An 18,622-nucleotide genomic window follows, 5' to 3' on the forward strand; every position below is an offset into this window, starting at 1 on the left:
GTGACCTTCGGGTTATGAGCCCGACGAGCTACCTACTGCTCTATCCCGCGATATCGACTGCAAATATACAGTCATTTTTTGTTTCTCCAAAGCTTTTTTCAATTAAATCATTACCCAATTCATAGCCTTCATTCTCTCCTTTTTTTTAAACGCTTCTACATCTGCCGGAACAATAAAATCTTTTATTTTCATAGATTTCTTAAACATCTTATCATCAGTAACAATAGCTATTTTTTTTAGATCTTCAGAATGTGAAAAATGAAATTTTACTGCCTTAAAAAAACCTCCAAGTGAGATTCCTTCATCAGATTCATCCTCTAAATAAAGACATATTGGCCTTATTTTTTCTAAACGATTTTCTATTTTTGAAAGGATGTCTTTCATTTTTTTGTGATCAATTTCTTCTTTAATCATGAAACCGACAACATGATCGGCAAACTCAAAAGTTTTTTCCATTGGGCTATAGAATGGTTAGTATATTCCCTAAGTTAAAAAAAGAAAATGAATTTGGAAGTAGATGAAAAGTAATTTAGAAGCTTACTGTTCAATATTCACGGCCTCATAAGAAGTTAATTCTCCATTCTCAAAAGAGACACGTATTTCTATAGGGTTACAGCAATTCTCGCAGTCTTCAATATAGGTTTGACTGCTAACCGATGGATCTAGAAGTACAGAAATTTCTTCCCAGCAATAGGGACATTGAAAAAAGTGTTCAAACATAAATTACAATTCAATATTCAACAATTGGCCGGTGAGCTGTAGTAACTCCAATTCAGCAATCTTTGCATCATATTTTGCGAGATTAAGACTCGTTCTTGCATCCAGTAAATTCACCTGGGCCTGTCTAAATTCAATAGAAGTAATTCTTCCAAGGTTAAATTGTTCCTGGGAACGTTCAAAATTATCCTGGTTTGTAGCTACGTTTTCTTCCTGAACCCTTAAAATATATAACCGGTTTTCATAATTTCCCAGAGCATTAGCAATATCCCTCCTAATTCCCAGAGCTACCTGTTTCTTTTGCAACTCCTGGTTCTCGTGGGTTATTTTAGCATTCTGAATTTGCACAGAAGTAGTACCACCATCAAAAAGATCCCAGGTTAAACTTACACCTCCAGAAATACCATCAGTAGTTTGGCGGCTTCCGGGAAAGAAAGCTGTTGCAGCACTTCTATTAAAATTCCACCCATAAGAGCCGTTAAGATCTATAGTAGGCAAATAACCAGATTTGCTAATTTTAATATCGTATTCTGTAATAGCCAAATTTTTATCCAGCTGAAGCAAGGAAACGTTATTAGCTTCGGCTTCCTCAATATAGGCTTCCAATTGTAATTTTGGAATAAAAGTAACCGTGGTATCTACCTCAAAATCCTTGTTCATTATTTGTCTGTCTACCAAAACATTCAAATCTCGTTTGGTGTTATCCAGTTGTTGACGGGTTTGCAGCAGGTTCACACTATCGTTATTTACATCTACCCTGGCATTAAGCACCGCCAGGTTATTACTTTGCCCGTAATCGAACTGGTATTGTGCTCTGGTTACACGCTCTTTTGAAGTTTCCAGAACATCTTTTAATACTTCAACATTTTCGCTTAGCCGTGCAATTTCATAGTAAACGGTTAACAACTGAAGCATAGTGTTTTCTATGGTTTCACGGGCCTGTAGTTTAGATAAATCGTATTGTTCTTTTAAACTTTTGTAGTTGTAAAACCTACCTAAACCATCAAACAAAGTGTAATCTAAATTTATAGATGCATTATAAGAATTGCTTTCTATGCCTTGTTGATCTAGCGGTTCACCTTCTTCGGGCTCAGTAAGCCTGTTGTTAAGATCGTAACCGGCACCTGCTCGCCCGGTTACCGATGGTAAATAGCCAGAATTAAGGATTCCCTGATTGTTTTCGGAGATTTCCACATCGTTATTAGCCATTTTAATACCGTAATTACGCTCTAACGCGAGTGCTATAGCTTCTTCCTTGGTTAAGACATTCTCTTCCTGCGCAACCATACTACCCATACAAAAAATAGCGACCACAAGTATTAAATTAACCGATCTCCCCATGTGCTTTTTCTTCTTTTTGTTCTTTAATAGCTCTTTCTACTTCTTCGTGCGTCACTCTGTTTCCGCTGGCGAGCCATTTTCCACTCACTTTAATATTATTACTGATAGATAGAAGTAATGGTAAAAGTAGTAAGGTTAGTACTGTAGCAATAGCGATTCCATAAGAAATAGAAATTGCCATCGGTTTTAAGAATTGCGCCTGCCTGCTTTTTTCAAGTAGTAATGGTGCCATTCCCGCAATAGTGGTAAGCGAGGTTAGAAAAATAGCCCTAAATCTTGCCCGGCCGGCTTCGTAAAGTGCATCATTAAACTTCATCCCGTCTCGCAGGTTTCCGTTAAACTTACTTATAAGTACCAGCCCATCATTCACCATAATTCCTACTAAAGCAATAATTCCTAGAGCTGAAAGTACATTTACCGGAAAATCGTGAATCCAGTGCCCCCAGGCAACCCCAATAATACTAAAAGGAATCATTATCATTAATAATAATGGCTGGCTGTAACTTCTAAAAGTAAAAGCGATTACCGCATAAATAAGGAATAACACCACCGGTAATACTCCCTTAGCGGAATCGGTTAGTTTGTTGGCTTCCCTGTTTTGTCCTTCATAAGAAACCGATAAACTGGGATATTTTGCAAGCAAATCGGGCATTACGTTGCTTCTGATGTCTGCTAAAATTTCAGTAGAACTTCCGTTGGGATCTTCCATATCTGCACTCACCCTAATTTCCCGAAGTCCGTCCAAATGGCTTATAGATTCGGTACCGCGCACAATATCGTAATTTGCAATTTCATTAAACGGTACACGCGCGCCATCTGGTGTGGTTAATCGCATATCGTCTAAATCGTTTATAGAAGAACGATTCTCAAGATCGTAGCGAACCCAAACCCTAATCTCATCCTGACCCCGCTGAAAACGCTGCACCGGAGTTCCGAAAAAACCGTTTCTCACCTGGCGCATCACTTCACTAAGATCCAGGCCAAGCGCATAAGCGCTTTCTTTCAGTTTAATATTAATCTCTTTTATACCTTGCGGATCGTTATCCTTAACATCTTTTAAAAGCGCATTATTTTCAAAATTATCCTTTAATTCTTCTTTTGCAGCTTCCAGTTCCTGGAGGTTATTTCCCAGTAAAGACACCGAAACCGGATCTCCTCCAAAATTACCACCAGAGCCAAAAGTGAGGTTCTCTACACCAAAAACAGGCCCTACTTCATCCCTAATAGCATTTGTAATTTCTGGCGATCCAATATCTCTTTCTTCTCCGGGCAGTAAATTTACCTGTAAAGAAGCTTTATTATTTCCGGGGCCAACTCTTTTTATAGTATTTTCTACAACTTGTTTATTTCCGCTTTGGCGACTGCTAAAATCTTCATTTACGCGCCAGGCAGCTGCTTCAACCATAGAAATAATGGAGTCTGTTTTTTCGGGATTCACTCCTTCAGCCATTAAAAGATCTATACTCACCCTGTCACTGGCAATACTTGGGAATAGGGTTATCCTAATCCAGTTGCCACCAATTGCGCCAATGGTTAGAATTAAAACAGCAACCAAAATTCCTAAAGAAAGCATTTGTTGTTTAAGTACAAATTTTAATACGGGGCTATAAGATTTATCTCTTAAATAGCTCATAACCTTATCCCCGGTGCGGTTTACTACCCGCATCTTAACAAAGAACTTAGCCAGGCCGGTTTTCTTGTTATCTTCTTCAACATTTCTGGCTTGTAATGCTTTTGAATGAGCAATGTGGGCCGGTAAGATAATAAGTGCTTCTACCAATGAAACCACTAAAGTAAGAATGACCACTGTGGAAACTTCGCCAAAAAATTCACCAATTCTACTGTCTAAAAATAAGAATGTTGAAAAAGCTAAAACCGTAGTTAAAATAGCTGAAATTATGGGAGGAATAACTTCCATTGTACCATCTAAAGCAGCCTGAACGGGAGTTTTCCCCATTTCATAATGCTGATAAATGTTTTCACCAATTACAATCCCATCATCTACCAGGATCCCAATTACGATAATCATCCCGAATAAAGAAAGGACGTTTATAGTTACTCCAAACTGACCAGCAAATATAAACATCCCCAAAAACGCAATGGGAAGCCCAAAAGCCACCCAAAATGCCAGCCTTGTATTTAGAAAAATCGACAAGAACAATAACACGAGAAATATTCCCATTGCCCCATTTTCTAGCAGGAGCTGGGTTCTTTGCCCTAATGTAATAGAAGAATCTGATACTACATCCAGGCGAATATTACTGCTTTTCGTATTATAATCTTTTACGTATTCTTTTACCTTTTTTGCAGCCGATAAAAGGTCTTCATTATTGGTATTGCTTATCGCTACATTTACAGCAATATTGCCGTTGAAATATGAAGAGTTAGAAGTTTCACCAAATTGATCCCTAACTTCGGCCACATCGCTTAAGCGGGTAGTTTGACCGGTAGCTGAAGATCTTATAACCAAATCGTTTAAAGCATCGGCATAATAACTACGGCTGTTTGCTCTTATTAAATAATCTTCTGCTTCGGTTTTAATAGTTCCGCCGGTACTTAAGATATTTGCTGCGCCAACGGTTCTGGCAACTTCTTCAAAAGTTAGGTTATAAGCTAAAAGATCGTCCTGGCTCACTGCAATTTCAATTTCTTCTTCAGGAAATCCAGAAATTTCTATTTGCGAAATTCCGTCAAGCTGCCTTAGATCGTTCTCTACTTGCTCGCTAATACGTTTCAGCGTTACCAGCGGCACGCCATCGCCGCTAATAGCAAAACTAATAGATGGGCGCACTCTTTCTTCTTTAGAAACCACTAAAGGCTCCATTCCGCCAGGAAAAGTAGGAACGCGGTCTACCGCGTTTTTTACTTCGGTGAGCATAACATCTATATCTTCGTCCTGCTCTATTTCTACTGTAATTGAACCGCCACTCTCCCGTGCTGTAGAAGTCACTCGTTCTATACCCACCAGGCCTTTAAGGTTATCTTCAATTTTAAGAATAATCCCTTCTTCAATCTCCTCTGGAGCTGAACCCGGATAATTTACACTAATATTGATGATGCGTGATTCTTCTAAAGGAAAAAAGGAAGAATTTAAGCTGAATACACCTACGAGGCCAAAAATTACAAAAGCGAGGATTACCACATTAACGGCTACCTCATATTTTATAAAATAACTAATTAATTTTCTCAAAATTCCTCGGCTTTAGCAGTGTCTTTCTCTTCCTGTATTTGCACTTTCATTCCAGGATGGGCGCCGGGAACAGGGGCCGAAACAAGCTTATCGCCATCTTCAAGGCCTTTTATCACCACTTTATTGCTGGAAAAATAAACAGGATTAATTTCTTCTAAAACCATCACGCTATCTTTTACCACGTAAACTTTTGACCGGTCTACCAACAATTCCCTGGCAATCTCAATGGCATTATCCTCATCACGAGCATCTAATTTTGCTTCCAGGTACATTCCTTCCCGAATATCGGGATCTACAATTCTTATAAAAACCTGGATGGTTTGTGAAGCTCGGTCTACCCTGGCATTTATCCTGCTTACGGTACCTGTGTATGTCTGATTCCCGTCAAGATCCTGGAGCGCTACATTTTCTCCGATTTTTAATAAATCTGAAAACTTTTTCCCAACAGCAACTTCAAGTTCGTAAACCGAAGGATCTATAAATTCGCCAAGTTTCTGGCCGGGTCTTACCAAAGTTCCCGGGTTTACGGAAGCTTCAGTTAAAACTCCATTAAATGGGGCAACTATATTGAATTTTCTAAGGCGTTCTTCCAGGTTCTTTATCTCGTAATAAGCCGATTGGATTCCGCGGCCGGTAATAAAATATTTTTCTTTATCTGAATCTGCCTCAGGCAAAGGTTTGGTTGTACTGTTTACATCAAAATTATTCAGGTAATCCTGCCATTTCTGAAAAGAATCTGGATAATCCATTCTAAGATCGGGCATAATGGAAGTGATATTATTGAATAATTCACTTTTAGCCGAACGCACACTTGCAGCATATTCTTCTGAATTAATACTTAATAGCACCTGGCCTTTATTATAACGTTGCCCGGGTCTAAAATCTTTACTGCTGTACTGGAAAATTCCTTCTACTTCAGAAAAAAGCTCCATTTTTTTAAGCGCGGTAACATTACCATTGGCGGGAACTATTATGGGAACCCTTCGGTTTTCAACAGTTTCTACAAATACATTTTTTACCACTTTGGTAGTCTCGGGAACTTCTTTCACATTACTATCAATAATTGCTTTTGCGCCAAAAACTGCTAAAACAATAAGTAACACTCCAAGTATAGAAAGTATAATTTTGCGTTTATCCATGTGTGTAAGACACCTATTTGCCCAATTGGTTTAATTTAAACTTGAAATTATAAGAATTGTTTATGCTAAACTATCCAGGCTTTCCTGAATTTCTTCCCATTCTTTCATAAGAGAGTTTAGCTCTTTTTTCTTTGTTTTATACTTCTCCAAATATCCTGGTTTCGCTGCAACTTCCTCGTAATTTGTAGCTAATTCCATATCACGCGTTTCGAGTTCTTTTTCTAACTTAGTGATTTTAGATTCGGTATTGCTTAGTTTATTTTTTAAGGATTTTACCTTTTTCTGGTCTTTGTAGGCTTTTTTGTTGTTAGAACCGGCAGCATCCTTTTGCACTTTGGCTGCTTTATCTTTTTTCTCTACACTACGCATATCTTCAAGCTTACGCTGCTCTAAAAAGTAATTGATATCGCCCAGATATTCCTTTATTTTGGTATCCTTAAACTCATAAACTTTATTAGAAAGTCCTTGAAGAAAATCCCTGTCGTGAGAAACAATTATTAATGTTCCCTCAAACCTATTCAAAGCTTCTTTTAATACGTTCTTAGATTTAATATCAAGATGGTTGGTAGGCTCATCCATAATAAGCACGTTAAAGGGCTGTAGCATTAATTTGCAAAGCGCCAAACGGTTTCTTTCACCACCAGAGAGTACTTTTACCTTTTTCTCTACTTCATCTCCTCTAAAGAGGAAGGAGCCCAACATATCCCGAACTTTGCTTCGGTTTTTTTCGTTAGCAGCATCAATCATAATATCGTGAACGGTTTTCTCACCGTCCAGGTAATCGGCTTGATTTTGCGCAAAATATCCTAACTGAACATTGTGACCCAGTTTTAAATGTCCTTCATAAGGAATTTCATCAATAATAATTTTGGCAAGCGTAGTTTTACCCTGCCCGTTTTGACCAACAAAGGCAATTTTGCTTCCTCGTTCTATTAAAAGGTCAATATCTTTTAAAACCTGATTATTACCATAAGCTTTGCCAATTCCCTCTGCTTCTATAACCACTTTCCCAGGTTGAATAGAAATAGGGAAACTCACATTCATCACCGCGTTATCATCTTCATCTACCTCAATCCGATCTATTTTATCAAGTTTTTTGATAAGCGACTGTGCCATTGAAGCTTTTGAAGCTTTCGCCCTAAATTTATCGATGAGTTTTTCGGTTTGCTCAATTTCACGTTGCTGATTCTTCTGTGCGGCCAGTTGTTGCTCTCTTAATTCCTCTCTAAGCACCAGGTATTTTGAATACGGCTTATTGAAATCGTAAATCTGGCCAAGCGAAATCTCTATGGTTCTATTGGTAACATTATCCAGGAACATTTTATCGTGCGAAACAATAATCACACAGCCTGAATAATTATTAAGGAAATTCTCCAGCCAGATAATACTTTCAATATCCAGGTGGTTGGTAGGCTCATCCAGCAATAGAATATCGTTATTTTGAAGTAAAAGTTTAGCGAGTTCTATTCGCATTCTCCAACCTCCCGAAAAAGTTTCGGTAAGTTTACCAAATTGTTCCCGCTGAAAACCAAGCCCCAGCAAGACCTTTTCAGTATCGCCTTCGTAATTATACCCGCCAATTATTTCGTAAGTATGTGTAATCTCACTTAAATCCTGAATAAGTTGGGTGTAAGATTCACTTTCGTAATCGGTTCTGGTTGCTAATTGATGGTTAATTTCATCAATTTGCTTTTCAAGTTTCTTTATTTCAACAAAAGCTTGTTGCGCTTCTTCTAAAACACTGCGACCCTGTTCAAAATCTATATCCTGCTTTAAAAAACCAATATTCAGTTCTTTATCACGCGCAATCTGCCCACCATCGTATTCCTGCTCGCCGGCAAGAATTTTAAGCATTGTAGATTTTCCGGCACCATTCTTTCCTATTAAACCAACGCGATCTCCCGCGTCCAGTCTAAAGGTTATTTCTTCAAAAAGAAATTCTCCGCCAAAGGAAACAGAGAGATTATGAATATTAAGCATTTGTTGATTTTATTTTTGCAAATATGCCTAAATTTACAACGTGAAAAAAATATGTTTACTCCCAATCTAAAGCCTCAACGAAACTTATAACCCCTTGATTATCAATTATGGAATTTTTAAAAGGAACCAAGCTTTACAGTATACTTACAGGAACCTGCCCTGTTTGCCACGAAGAGAGTATGTATGTTGAAAGCAATCCTTATAAATTAGGACGTATTTTTGAAATGCACGAGCACTGTTCTAACTGCGGAACAAAATATAAAATAGAGCCTTCTTTCTTTTTTGGAGCTATGTATGTAAGCTATGCGGTAGGCATCGCATTTTCTGTAGCTGCATTTGTGATTGCCTATTTCTTTTTTGGAGGTGGATTAATGACCTCCTTTTGGGCCATAATAGGAACGCTAGTGGTATTTATGCCTATTATTATAAGGCTTTCCAGAAATATTTGGATTAATTTCTTTCTTAACTACAAACCCAATGCGGGGAAACGCTAAGCCTCATAATGTTTCTTATTGAATCTTTGTAAATCTATTTCCTGCGGAAGCTGAACATTTTCTTCAATAAAGCTGATTAATTGTTCTGAAACCATTGGAGAAATAAGCACGCCTCTACTGCCAAATCCATTGCAGCAATACAGGTTTTTATATTCAGGATGTCTTCCTAACATTGGTTTGCGGTCTTTGCTGGCAGGTCTAATTCCTGCTGACTGATCTACAACTTCAAACTTACAGGTAATTAACTTCTTAATTTTATTTTCCAGGTCTTCCCGTGCAGTTTTACTGGGTTGCGGATCTGTATCCTTGTTGTTATAAGTGGCCCCAACTTTATATAAATTATTCCCTAGCGGAATAATAAAAACCGAAGATTTTACTGCTTCTTCCAGTTTTAAATCTTCTGAATAAATAGTGATATATTCTCCCTTATTTCCGCGTAGCGGAAGGTAATTAAAGAAAGGATTATGTTGCATTCCAAATCCTTCACAAAAAACGATTTGTTTGGCTGAAACTCCATTATAGCTAACAGAATCTTCATTAACCTGAAGCGCCGAATAATCAAATCTTTCAAATTGAATTTTGTTATTATTTTTTAAATAATTTCGGTATTCTTTTATGAGCACATCGGTATCAATAACCCCGGTTTGGCGAACCCTTCCAAAAGAAAATTCTGAAGGAATGCAAGGATTAATATTTTTAACTAGATCGGTATCTAAATATTCTGAAAGTAAAGGTTTATCTGCCGCTTCAAACCAGTTATTTTGCTCTTCAGCTGAAAAGAATTTTCTATAAATTTCTACAGGATAAACGATCTTAGCCTGTAATTTTGCCTCTAATTCCTTATAAAAAGGAATCGCGATCTTCATTTGCTCATTTGCATTCCAGGCTAGGGTAAAACGTTTAAGAATTACCGGGTTAAACAGCCCACCGGCAACCAGGGAAGATTTTTGAGAATTATCTTCAAAAACTACAAATTTCTTATTTCTGTTTTCCAGCCTTTGACTTATTGCAATTCCGCTTAGGCCTAAACCAACTACTATATAATCTAACATAGTTTAAAATTAAAAATTTATAGTTAACCTCCCTATTAAAAATGAAAAAGCGCTCCATAAGGAACGCTTTTCTAATAAATTTTGAAACTTTTAAAGGAATTAGTAATTCCACATATCCAGCTCAAAGTTTCTTATTTGTTCTTTAATACGCTGGGCTTCTAAAAGTTCCATAAACGCATTATCTACAATGTATTCATCAATTTCACGATCTCCATAGACGTTATCTTCTTTATAGATCATCCCATCAAATCTTCTGGAATTCAGTAAATGATCAAAGGTGACGGTTTGCGCAGAACTACTGCCGGTAAAGGCTTTATTATCATGCAAAACCTGCCTGGCATCGGGAAACCAAACCCAAAATAATTCTACCAGATCGGTTTGACCAGAATCTATAAAGTTTACATCGGGAGCTACGGGAGCTATACCGAGTATTCTATACTTCAATTCTGCCTGGCGTTTATCAAAATACCACATTCCACGAATATGATATTCTGCGATATCAGCGGCACTTAAATCCCGTCTATCTATAAATTGTTCTTCAACCTGTTCCCCGGCATTATACTGCTCAATTCCAAGATCTGTAGTATCTACTTTAGATAAGGTCGCTTCAATATCCTTAAGGGTTCTCTTTTCTTTAAAGTAAGAATCGGCATAAATGTTTTGAATTTTACCACTTTTAATAGCAGAAACCAAAACATCGTACAGGGCCCTACGGTTATTCCCAATATTATTAGTATCTATTGGATAATACAATGGGAAATTAACCCTTTCATCAAGATCTATTTTTTCCCATACGTTTTTAGACCATAATACATCACGATCTTCAATGTATCCATATTCAAGTGGTTTATCATTTATATCACTTTGAATCTGGGCTTCGGTTTTCCTGCCAATATCTTCAGGGTCTTTAGCGTTTAAAATATTCGCCTGCCCAAAAGATGTTATTGTGAAAGAAAACACCAAAGCATTCAATAAAAATCCTCTCCAATTCATCTTCTAAATTTTATTAATTTGTTAACTCTATAACAACCGGAGAAACTTTCTTCAGTTTATATCCAGAGTTACCAGAGATACCCGCTTGAATATCAAAAATTTGCACAGATTCTCCTCGTCCTGCTCTTCTTAGAGCAGCTTTTGCTCTATCGTCTAACCTACTACCATTAACCTGAATAGTTGGTTGTCCCGGTACTTTAAAACTAAATCCTGTTACGTTTAGATCAAGATTGAAATCGAAATCTGGAAGTGTTGCACCAATAGTAGAAACTTCTAAACTATTACGTTGCATTTGCACCGATCCATCTTCTCCCCTAACCGTACCTGCCGGTCTTGGAATATCTTTAATTCTAAATGTTTTACTATCTGAAACGGTTTCTCCACCGGGAAGCTTACCGCTTACATTAATTGCTACTTCTCTAGCCTGTAAATTAGTAACGTTCATCACGTATTGTCCCGCACCACCAGCTGGTGAAAGTCCTGGAGCCTGAGCACTAATACTACCTACACCAGGAATAGAAATCGTCATTGGGTTTTGAACTCCGCGATAAAGTACATTCATTTTATCAGCAGAAATAACTGCTGAATTAGGCTTTGGTATAACCGCATAAGAACTATTAATAGGGATTCTCACAATTGAGTCACCTTCTTTAAACTGAAGCTCTCCGTTAATTTCTTTTTCACCTACATTACCTGCAGGGAAATCTAACATAACCTGTCCCGCCTGTGTGCTCTCTACATTATTGCCGTTTATAGTAACATTTTCAAACTTTAAAGTAGGATCTACACGACCTAAAACTACTTTACCTTTAAAGTTTTCACCACTAAAAAAGGCCGTTTTGTCTGGCACTACTATGGCCTGATAATTAGTTAAGGAAACGTCACTTTGCAATTGCCCTTCAAGCATTGAAGATAAAATATCGTTTTCTGTTGTTCTAACATCAGATTGTATCTGAGTTAATTTTGTAAGAGAAGCAATTAACGGAAATCCCTGATAGTTGTACATCAACCAGGGTTTGGTTACATTCTCGTTATCAGTAATTTCTTCCGTAGAAAAATCGTTTGCAACTTCACTTCTAATCTGCGGAAAACCATCTCCCAGAATATTAAGTACTTCATTTCTATAAGTATCTATAGCTGCAACAAACTCTTCTCCTCTTGGTGTTACTCTTCCACTCGCAAAAAATAAGTTGTCTAACTTATCAGAGCGATCCATAGATTCATAATTGTTTCTATCTTCACCTTCATAATCAGCTAATAATTCATCTTTAAGATTACCTACCGTATTGTATAAATTATCTGAAAGCACACCAATTTGTTCGGCTTTAGCTTTTAATTCTTCATATTTTGCAGGTTGTTCTTCGGCTTTGGCGGCTAAACCGGCCATTGCCATATCGTTACGTTGAGATGTAGTAGCATTAGATTCCTCAAGGTCTTCATTCATTTGACCAAAGGCTGTCAATACTTCCTTAGACATATTTAGTGCCATCATTGCGATGAACACCAGATACATCAGGTTAATCATCTTCTGTCTTGGGGTTTGTTTTCCAGACGCCATGTGCTAATTAGTTTTGTTCTTTAATAATTTAGGTTTTCAGGGGTAATAAATTCACTAATTAGTTGGCACACCACTGCGGGTACCGTTCATAGCTGTAAGCATACCTCCATAAACTCCGTTTAAAGAAGAAAGGTTAGCTGCAAGAGATCCCATTTCCTGGTTTAATTTACCGGCATTTTCTGCAACCTCCTGGTTGATTTCTGCCTGGCGTGAAGCTGATTCTACCTGAGCTTTATAAATATTATTTAAGGTTTCCATTTGCGTAGCTGCTGTAGTAAGCTCTTCGCTGTATTTCTTTTGAGAAGCCATAGCATCTACAGTAGGAGCAATTCCTTTTGCCGCTCCTTCAAAATTACGAATACTGTCCCCAAGGCTGCTCATTAAATTAGCATCTATCTTGGCTTCTTTAAGCATTTCATCTAATTTCTTAGAAAGTTGGCCCTGAGTTTCCTTGTCTTCCTCAATTACTGTTGCGCTACGTCGAGTTTCTTGTCCACCGGCTAATTCAGGGTAAACTAAAGACCAGTCAAGATCATCGTCTGTTGGTTCAAATGCTGAATATGCGAATACAAGAGCTTCTACAATAAGCCCTGCAATAAGCATTGGGTTTGCTCCTGGCCAGTGCATAATTTTAAAAAGTGCACCTAATATTACAACTGATGCACCTAAACCGTACACCATGTTTGTTATTCTCTTTGTTGAATTCGATTTTGCCATAATAATAAAATAGATTTAGATTTTCTACTGGTTCAATAGGTTGTTGTTAATTATCTGTTTGGTTGATTTAGGGTAACATCTGTTCCGAGGTAATCCTGAACTGTTCTAAAGCCAATATAGCTTCTTGCAGAATCTGCATATTCATAATCTCTTGAACTTACCTGAAGGAAATAAGCTACATCTTTCCAGGAACCTCCGCGAACTACTTTTCGCATATCGTCGGGATTATTAACCGTTGGGTTCATTGAAGACATGTATTCGTAAGAAGCGGGATCGTAAGACGAATCTACCCACTCTGCCACGTTTCCGGCCATATTATACAAACCGTAATCATTTGGATCGTAAGATTGAGCTTCAACAGTATAAAGTGCCTGATCTGCCGCGTAATCGCCTCTTAATGGTTTAAAGTTGGCCATAAAACAACCACGGTCGTTTTTGGCATAAGGACCTCCCCACGGGTAAGTAGCTCCTTCTAAACCACCACGAGCTGCGTATTCCCATTCACCCTCGGTTGGTAAACGGTAAGAAGGCACGTTGTGCTCACCTTTTTCTCTTCGGTAATAATTATGATATAAAGTTCTCCATTGCGTAAAAGCCCTTGCCTGTTTCCAGGTAACTCCCACTACAGGATAATCGTCAAAAGCACTATGCCAAAAATAATCATTATGCATAGGCTCGTTATATGAATAGTTGAAATCTCTTATCCAAACTGTAGTATCGGGATAAATTTGAATTTCTTCTCTTTTTATATAATCACTTCTATTTCCTTGCTTTTTAGCGGCACCTTGCACATCCATCCAGGTATAAGTGAACTTTAATTTTTCTACATCTATGGTACGTTGGCCGTTATAAACTTCTTCCATGGGGATATACATCATATCCATAACCTCCGCATAATACACATCTGGGTAATCTTCTGTATCCCAAATAATATCAATATCCTTATTTAAACGGCGGTTCTCGTAGGTATCAGATGGGCCACCCTGGCCGTATGTATTCAGCATATATTCTTCATAAGGCGTCATATCACCTTCATCGGCATCCATAAAAGCGTAATCTCCAATTCCGCCTGAGCCTTCTGCTTCGCCCATGTTTTCAGCCATAATTGCTAATTCGGTTCTAACAATAGAATCCTTTACATCATTAACAAATTGACGGTATTCGGCATTGGTAATTTCGGTTTCATCCATATAGAAAGAACGCACGGTCACCGTTTTAGGCGGGGCATTGCGTTGGCCTGCGATATCATCATCAGACTTTCCCATTATAAATGAACCTCCAGGAATTAATGTCATCCCAAGTGGTTTCTCCGGATTCCACTTCTCCCCTTTCGCACCAACCAGCTGTCCACGATCTCCACGCCCACAGCTTGAAAGCAAGGCCAGAACAGCTATTAGCGAAATAAATTTCTTCATAGTTTCTCTTAGGTTAAGACATCTCAATTTACGGCAGTAAACCTATCTAATTATTTTTTAAAAAACAATATTTTAGGTAAAAATACAGTAAATACCAAGAATGCCTGAAATTATTTTAAACTTCGTTTTTTCTTTTTGCTTTATACCATCTTTCTGGAATTACCTGATTACAAGCTTCCAGGTAATCTTCCTCACTGCAAGGTAATAACGTACTCCTTTTTAATTTAGTATCTACATGTTCAAGAAACGGAATCTCTATCCACCACCTCCCGCTAACAGGACTTTTGTAGAACACTAAAACCTCATCATCTATAGGAACCTGATACTTTATAAACTCTTTTTTTGCCGAAATAGTATTTTCGTTAGTCCGGTAATTTACCCCTTCGGCAAAATACCACATCATTTGTGCCATTAACATGGCGCCCAAATTTCCGAATTTTAAATTATCATATTCATAAATCCCGAAAGAGCTTACTTTGTCGCTAATCCCCGCATATCGTGAAAGCGCACAAATTTCCTTCCCATCAAATCCATTAGGGGAAGCAATATCACGAGAACCCGATGAAGGTGCACTTACAGCTGCTAAATCTATAGCCACCATATTTGCATCTCGCATTACCGGTTCTACTAATTTTATATTATTACTAACTTCTCCTAAACGATAAGCGTCAAAAAACAGGCGCTCCATTAATTCTATTTCATCTTGCGAATTAAAATAGGTTTGATAGCCAATATTGGAATAATTAAATAAATTATAAGGCTGATTAACCACTATCTTACCCACGTAAGAGCGATTGCCTATAGGGTTTTCGGCATCCCCTAAATCAAAACGGCTATCTATATTTACAAGATTCACCATTTGATCTAAAGTATCGTAAGCCCGGTATTGTGCGTAAACCAAATCCTGACTTCCGCCTAAAAGCACGGGAATCAAATCTTTTTTCACTAATTGCGCCACCAGGGTTTGCACTGCAAAATAAGTATCTTCTACAGTCTCGCCTTTTTCAATATCCCCCAAATCGGCAATATTAATGTGCCAGTTTCCCGGGAATAAACTATAAAAAGCCTTTCTTACATCTACAAAATCAAGAAAGTCTATTTCTTCTCCCAGCCGGTTTTCTTTAATACCCACCACTGCCATTTGTACGCCATCTAAATCTGGCAAACCGTGAGAGGCGGTATGTTTTTTTACTGAATTTCCCAGGGAATGTTCACCAAAACCGGCAATTTCCCTAAGCAACTCTTCAGAAAGGGGACTCAGAAAATCTAAATCCATATATTACTTCTTCTTTTTTGTAGTGGTTTTCTTTTTTGCCGTGCTCTTCTTAGCAGTCGTTTTTTTAGCCGGAGCTTTCTTTTTAGTAGTCTTTTTTTTCTTTTTAGATTTCTCTTCAAGAATTTCTTTTACTTCCTCCAAACTTAAGTTTTCGGCATCTGTGGTTTTTGGCAACTCAATTTTAGTCTTGCCTTTTATAATATTAAACCTTCCCCAACGTGCTTTTTCAACCCTAATTCCTTCTTCTTCCCAGTTGTGGATCAACTTCTCACGCTCTTTACGCTTTTTATCTTCAATTAGGGTTTCAATATCTTCAATAGAAAGATTATCAAAATCGTATTTCTTATTTACATTAATGAAAATACCATTCCATTTTAAGAAAGGACCAAAACGGCCTACACCTTTTTGCACCGGCATATCTTCGTAGTGGTGAATTGGAGCATCCGCCTTTTCTTTTTCCTTGATCAGCTCCATTGCGCGATCAAAATCTACGTTTAATGGGTCTTCGCCTTTTTCAAGCGAAACATATTTCTTGCCAAATTTCACATAAGGACCAAAACGGCCATTATTTACCTCAACTTTTTCATCTTTATACTCTCCTAATTCCTTCGGAAGCTGGAAAAGATCCATCGCTTCTTCGTAAGTAACCGAATCTAAAGTTTGGTCTGGACCAAGACTGGCGAATTTTGGTTTTTCATCATCTTCTACGGAACCAATTTGAACCATAGGCCCAAATTTTCCTAACCTTACACTTACAGGCTTGCCGGTTTCAGGATCTTCACCTAAAATTCTTTCTCCAACCTCTCGGTCGGCATTTTTGGCTACATCTACAACCTGCGGATGAAAGTCTTCATAGAATTCTTTCATCATATGCGTCCATTCTTCATTTCCTTCCGCGATATCATCAAAACTTTGCTCAACTCTCGCGGTAAAATTATAATCAAGAATGTTTGAAAAATGATTCACAAGAAAATCGTTCACCACCATACCTACGGCAGTTGGCACTAATTTTCCTTTATCACTTCCTACGGTTTCAGTTAATTTATTCTCTTTGATGTCAGAACCTTTCAATACAAATTGCAAATACTCGCGCTCTGTACCTTCAACCGACCCTTTTTCTATATAATTCCTATTCTGAATAGTAGAAATTGTAGGTGCGTAAGTAGAAGGACGTCCAATTCCCAATTCTTCCAGTTTTTTCACTAAAGAAGCTTCAGTATATCTATATGGCGGTCTTGTAAATCTTTCTGTTGCGGTAATATATTTGTTATTAAGCGGCTGATTTTCCTTTAAAGCCGGTAACATTCCGTTTTGCTCTTCTGCATCTTCATCATCATCGGTACTTTCCAGGTAAACTTTCAGGAAACCGTCAAATTTCAAAACTTCTCCATTTGCAGTAAACTGCTTATCGTGTTTAGAAGCTTCAATTTTTACATTAGTACGTTCCAATTGGGCTTCACTCATTTGTGAAGCGATAGCTCGCTTCCAGATCAACTCATATAAGCGTTGTTCGTCCCGATCTGCCCTTACCGAGTGGCTGGCAAAATTTGTTGGGCGAATTGCTTCGTGAGCTTCCTGAGCGCCTTTAGTTTTTCCTTTAAATTGTCTTGATTTTGCGTATTTATCTCCGTAAGCCTTTAAAATTTCTTCATTAGCTCCTTTTCGTGCATCTTCTGAAAGGTTTACCGAATCTGTTCTCATATAAGTAATATGACCTGCTTCGTATAAACGTTGCGCCATAGTCATGGTCTTACTTACTGAAAAATACAACTTCCTGGCAGCTTCCTGTTGCAAAGTTGAAGTGGTAAACGGTGGTGCAGGAGATTTTTTTGCAGGCTTGGTAGTAAGTTCTGCTACTTTAAAATCTGATCCTAAGTTTTGCTGAAGAAATGCTTCGGCTTCTTTACGGGTATCAAAATTTTTCGGGATTTTTGCTTTAAAAGATTTACCGTCTTCTGTAGTGAATTCGGCGTCTATTCTAAAGGAAGCTTCCGCAGTAAAATTTTGAATTTCTCTTTCTCTTTCTACAATAAGTCTCACTGAAACAGATTGTACTCTCCCGGCAGAAAGACCTCCTTTAACTTTTCGCCATAAAACCGGCGAAAGTTCGTAACCTACCAACCTGTCTAAAACCCTACGGGCCTGCTGGGCATTTACCAGGTTATAATTAATATCCCTGGGATTGTCAATAGCTTTAAGAATAGCCGATTTAGTGATCTCGTGAAAAACAATCCTTTTGGTTTTATCACTTTTAAGATTAAGCTCTTCGGCAAGGTGCCAGGCTATAGCTTCTCCCTCCCGGTCTTCATCACTTGCCAGCCATACCATATCAGCATCTTTTGCAAAACCTTTTAGTTTTCTAACTACATCTTTTTTGTCTTTAGAAACTATATATTTTGGTTTAAAATTACCTTCGGTATCAACACCTAATTCTTTTGTAGGCAGGTCGGCAATATGTCCAAAACTGGAAGCCACCTTATAATCTTTTCCTAAAAATTTTTCGATGGTTTTCGCCTTGGCAGGGGACTCTACAATCACTAAATTCTTTGCCATAACTCTCTTTTTTCTAGCTGCAAAAGTATATCAATTTTTTTTTAACATCCTAAATGATTTTACAAAACAAGTAGAAATAGCTTGTAAAACAGCCACATTCACGGCTTCACGTATAAAAAAATTCTTTTCTCAATAATTTATAAAAAAACCCCGCAGTATTGCGGGGCATCCTTAAAAAACCAAACAAAATAAAATCA

General features: G+C 37.8%; 14 protein-coding genes. 1 reads left to right on the forward strand and 13 read right to left on the reverse strand.

All coding sequences use genetic code 11. The annotated features are described in order from the left end of the window. Nucleotides 1-102: 102 nt before the first annotated feature. The 6 genes from AACZ30_RS07990 to AACZ30_RS08015 form a co-directional block, all read right to left on the reverse strand. On the reverse strand, nt 103-456 hold the full coding sequence (locus AACZ30_RS07990; RefSeq protein ID WP_339648712.1) for an STAS/SEC14 domain-containing protein: 354 nt from the start codon (nt 454-456) through the stop codon (nt 103-105). Nucleotides 457-537: 81 nt separating this feature from the next. Beyond that, entirely contained in the window at nt 538-720 is a 183-nt protein-coding gene (locus AACZ30_RS07995; RefSeq protein WP_075325748.1) for a CPXCG motif-containing cysteine-rich protein, read from the reverse strand. Nucleotides 721-723: 3 nt separating this feature from the next. Continuing rightward, complete coding sequence (locus AACZ30_RS08000) at nt 724-2,058, reverse strand: TolC family protein (RefSeq protein WP_339648714.1); 1,335 nt, start codon at nt 2,056-2,058, stop codon at nt 724-726. Further along, nucleotides 2,042-5,248, reverse strand: coding sequence for an efflux RND transporter permease subunit (locus tag AACZ30_RS08005; protein ID WP_093305744.1), 3,207 nt, complete (start codon nt 5,246-5,248; stop codon nt 2,042-2,044). The genes AACZ30_RS08000 and AACZ30_RS08005 overlap by 17 nt, the downstream gene beginning before the upstream one ends. After that, the gene (locus AACZ30_RS08010) at nt 5,245-6,387 is read right to left on the reverse strand and encodes an efflux RND transporter periplasmic adaptor subunit (protein WP_339648716.1); all 1,143 of its coding nucleotides are present in this window, start codon (nt 6,385-6,387) and stop codon (nt 5,245-5,247) included. Before AACZ30_RS08010 ends, AACZ30_RS08005 begins: the two co-directional genes overlap by 4 nt. A 60-nt stretch (nt 6,388-6,447) precedes the next feature. After that, nucleotides 6,448-8,367 carry an ABC-F family ATP-binding cassette domain-containing protein gene (locus tag AACZ30_RS08015; RefSeq protein ID WP_339648717.1) on the reverse strand — a complete coding sequence of 640 codons (1,920 nt, stop codon included), beginning with the start codon at nt 8,365-8,367 and terminating at the stop codon, nt 6,448-6,450. Nucleotides 8,368-8,474: 107 nt separating this feature from the next. On the opposite strand from AACZ30_RS08015, the gene AACZ30_RS08020 reads away from it, so the two are divergent. After that, nucleotides 8,475-8,861, forward strand: coding sequence for a DUF983 domain-containing protein (locus AACZ30_RS08020; protein ID WP_093305750.1), 387 nt, complete (start codon nt 8,475-8,477; stop codon nt 8,859-8,861). Here the strand turns inward: AACZ30_RS08020 and AACZ30_RS08025 are convergent. The 7 genes from AACZ30_RS08025 to topA form a co-directional block, all read right to left on the reverse strand. After that, nucleotides 8,858-9,913, reverse strand: a complete 1,056-nt coding sequence (locus AACZ30_RS08025) for an FAD-dependent oxidoreductase (RefSeq protein ID WP_339648719.1) — start codon at nt 9,911-9,913, stop codon at nt 8,858-8,860. The genes AACZ30_RS08020 and AACZ30_RS08025 overlap by 4 nt on opposite strands. 99 nt (nt 9,914-10,012) lie before the next feature. Next, nucleotides 10,013-10,906: a gliding motility protein GldN gene (gene gldN / locus AACZ30_RS08030; RefSeq protein WP_075325741.1), complete on the reverse strand. Its 894-nt coding sequence runs from the start codon at nt 10,904-10,906 to the stop codon at nt 10,013-10,015. A 13-nt stretch (nt 10,907-10,919) separates the two neighbouring features. Next, nucleotides 10,920-12,464 (reverse strand): gliding motility protein GldM, encoded by a 1,545-nt coding sequence (gene gldM, locus AACZ30_RS08035; RefSeq protein WP_208224282.1) that lies wholly within the window; start codon nt 12,462-12,464, stop codon nt 10,920-10,922. A gap of 54 nt (nt 12,465-12,518) precedes the next feature. Then, nucleotides 12,519-13,181, reverse strand: a complete 663-nt coding sequence (gene gldL / locus AACZ30_RS08040) for a gliding motility protein GldL (protein ID WP_339648720.1) — start codon at nt 13,179-13,181, stop codon at nt 12,519-12,521. Between the two features lie 50 nt (nt 13,182-13,231). Further along, on the reverse strand, nt 13,232-14,596 hold the full coding sequence (gldK, locus tag AACZ30_RS08045) for a gliding motility lipoprotein GldK (protein ID WP_075325738.1): 1,365 nt from the start codon (nt 14,594-14,596) through the stop codon (nt 13,232-13,234). 115 nt (nt 14,597-14,711) lie between these two features. Beyond that, nucleotides 14,712-15,872, reverse strand: coding sequence for a formimidoylglutamase (locus tag AACZ30_RS08050; protein ID WP_075325737.1), 1,161 nt, complete (start codon nt 15,870-15,872; stop codon nt 14,712-14,714). A gap of 3 nt (nt 15,873-15,875) precedes the next feature. Continuing rightward, nucleotides 15,876-18,425, reverse strand: coding sequence for a type I DNA topoisomerase (topA, locus tag AACZ30_RS08055; protein WP_075325736.1), 2,550 nt, complete (start codon nt 18,423-18,425; stop codon nt 15,876-15,878). Between the last annotated feature and the right edge of the window lie 197 nt (nt 18,426-18,622).

This window comes from uncultured Salegentibacter sp. (assembly GCF_963972535.1).
Lineage (GTDB): Bacteria > Bacteroidota > Bacteroidia > Flavobacteriales > Flavobacteriaceae > Salegentibacter.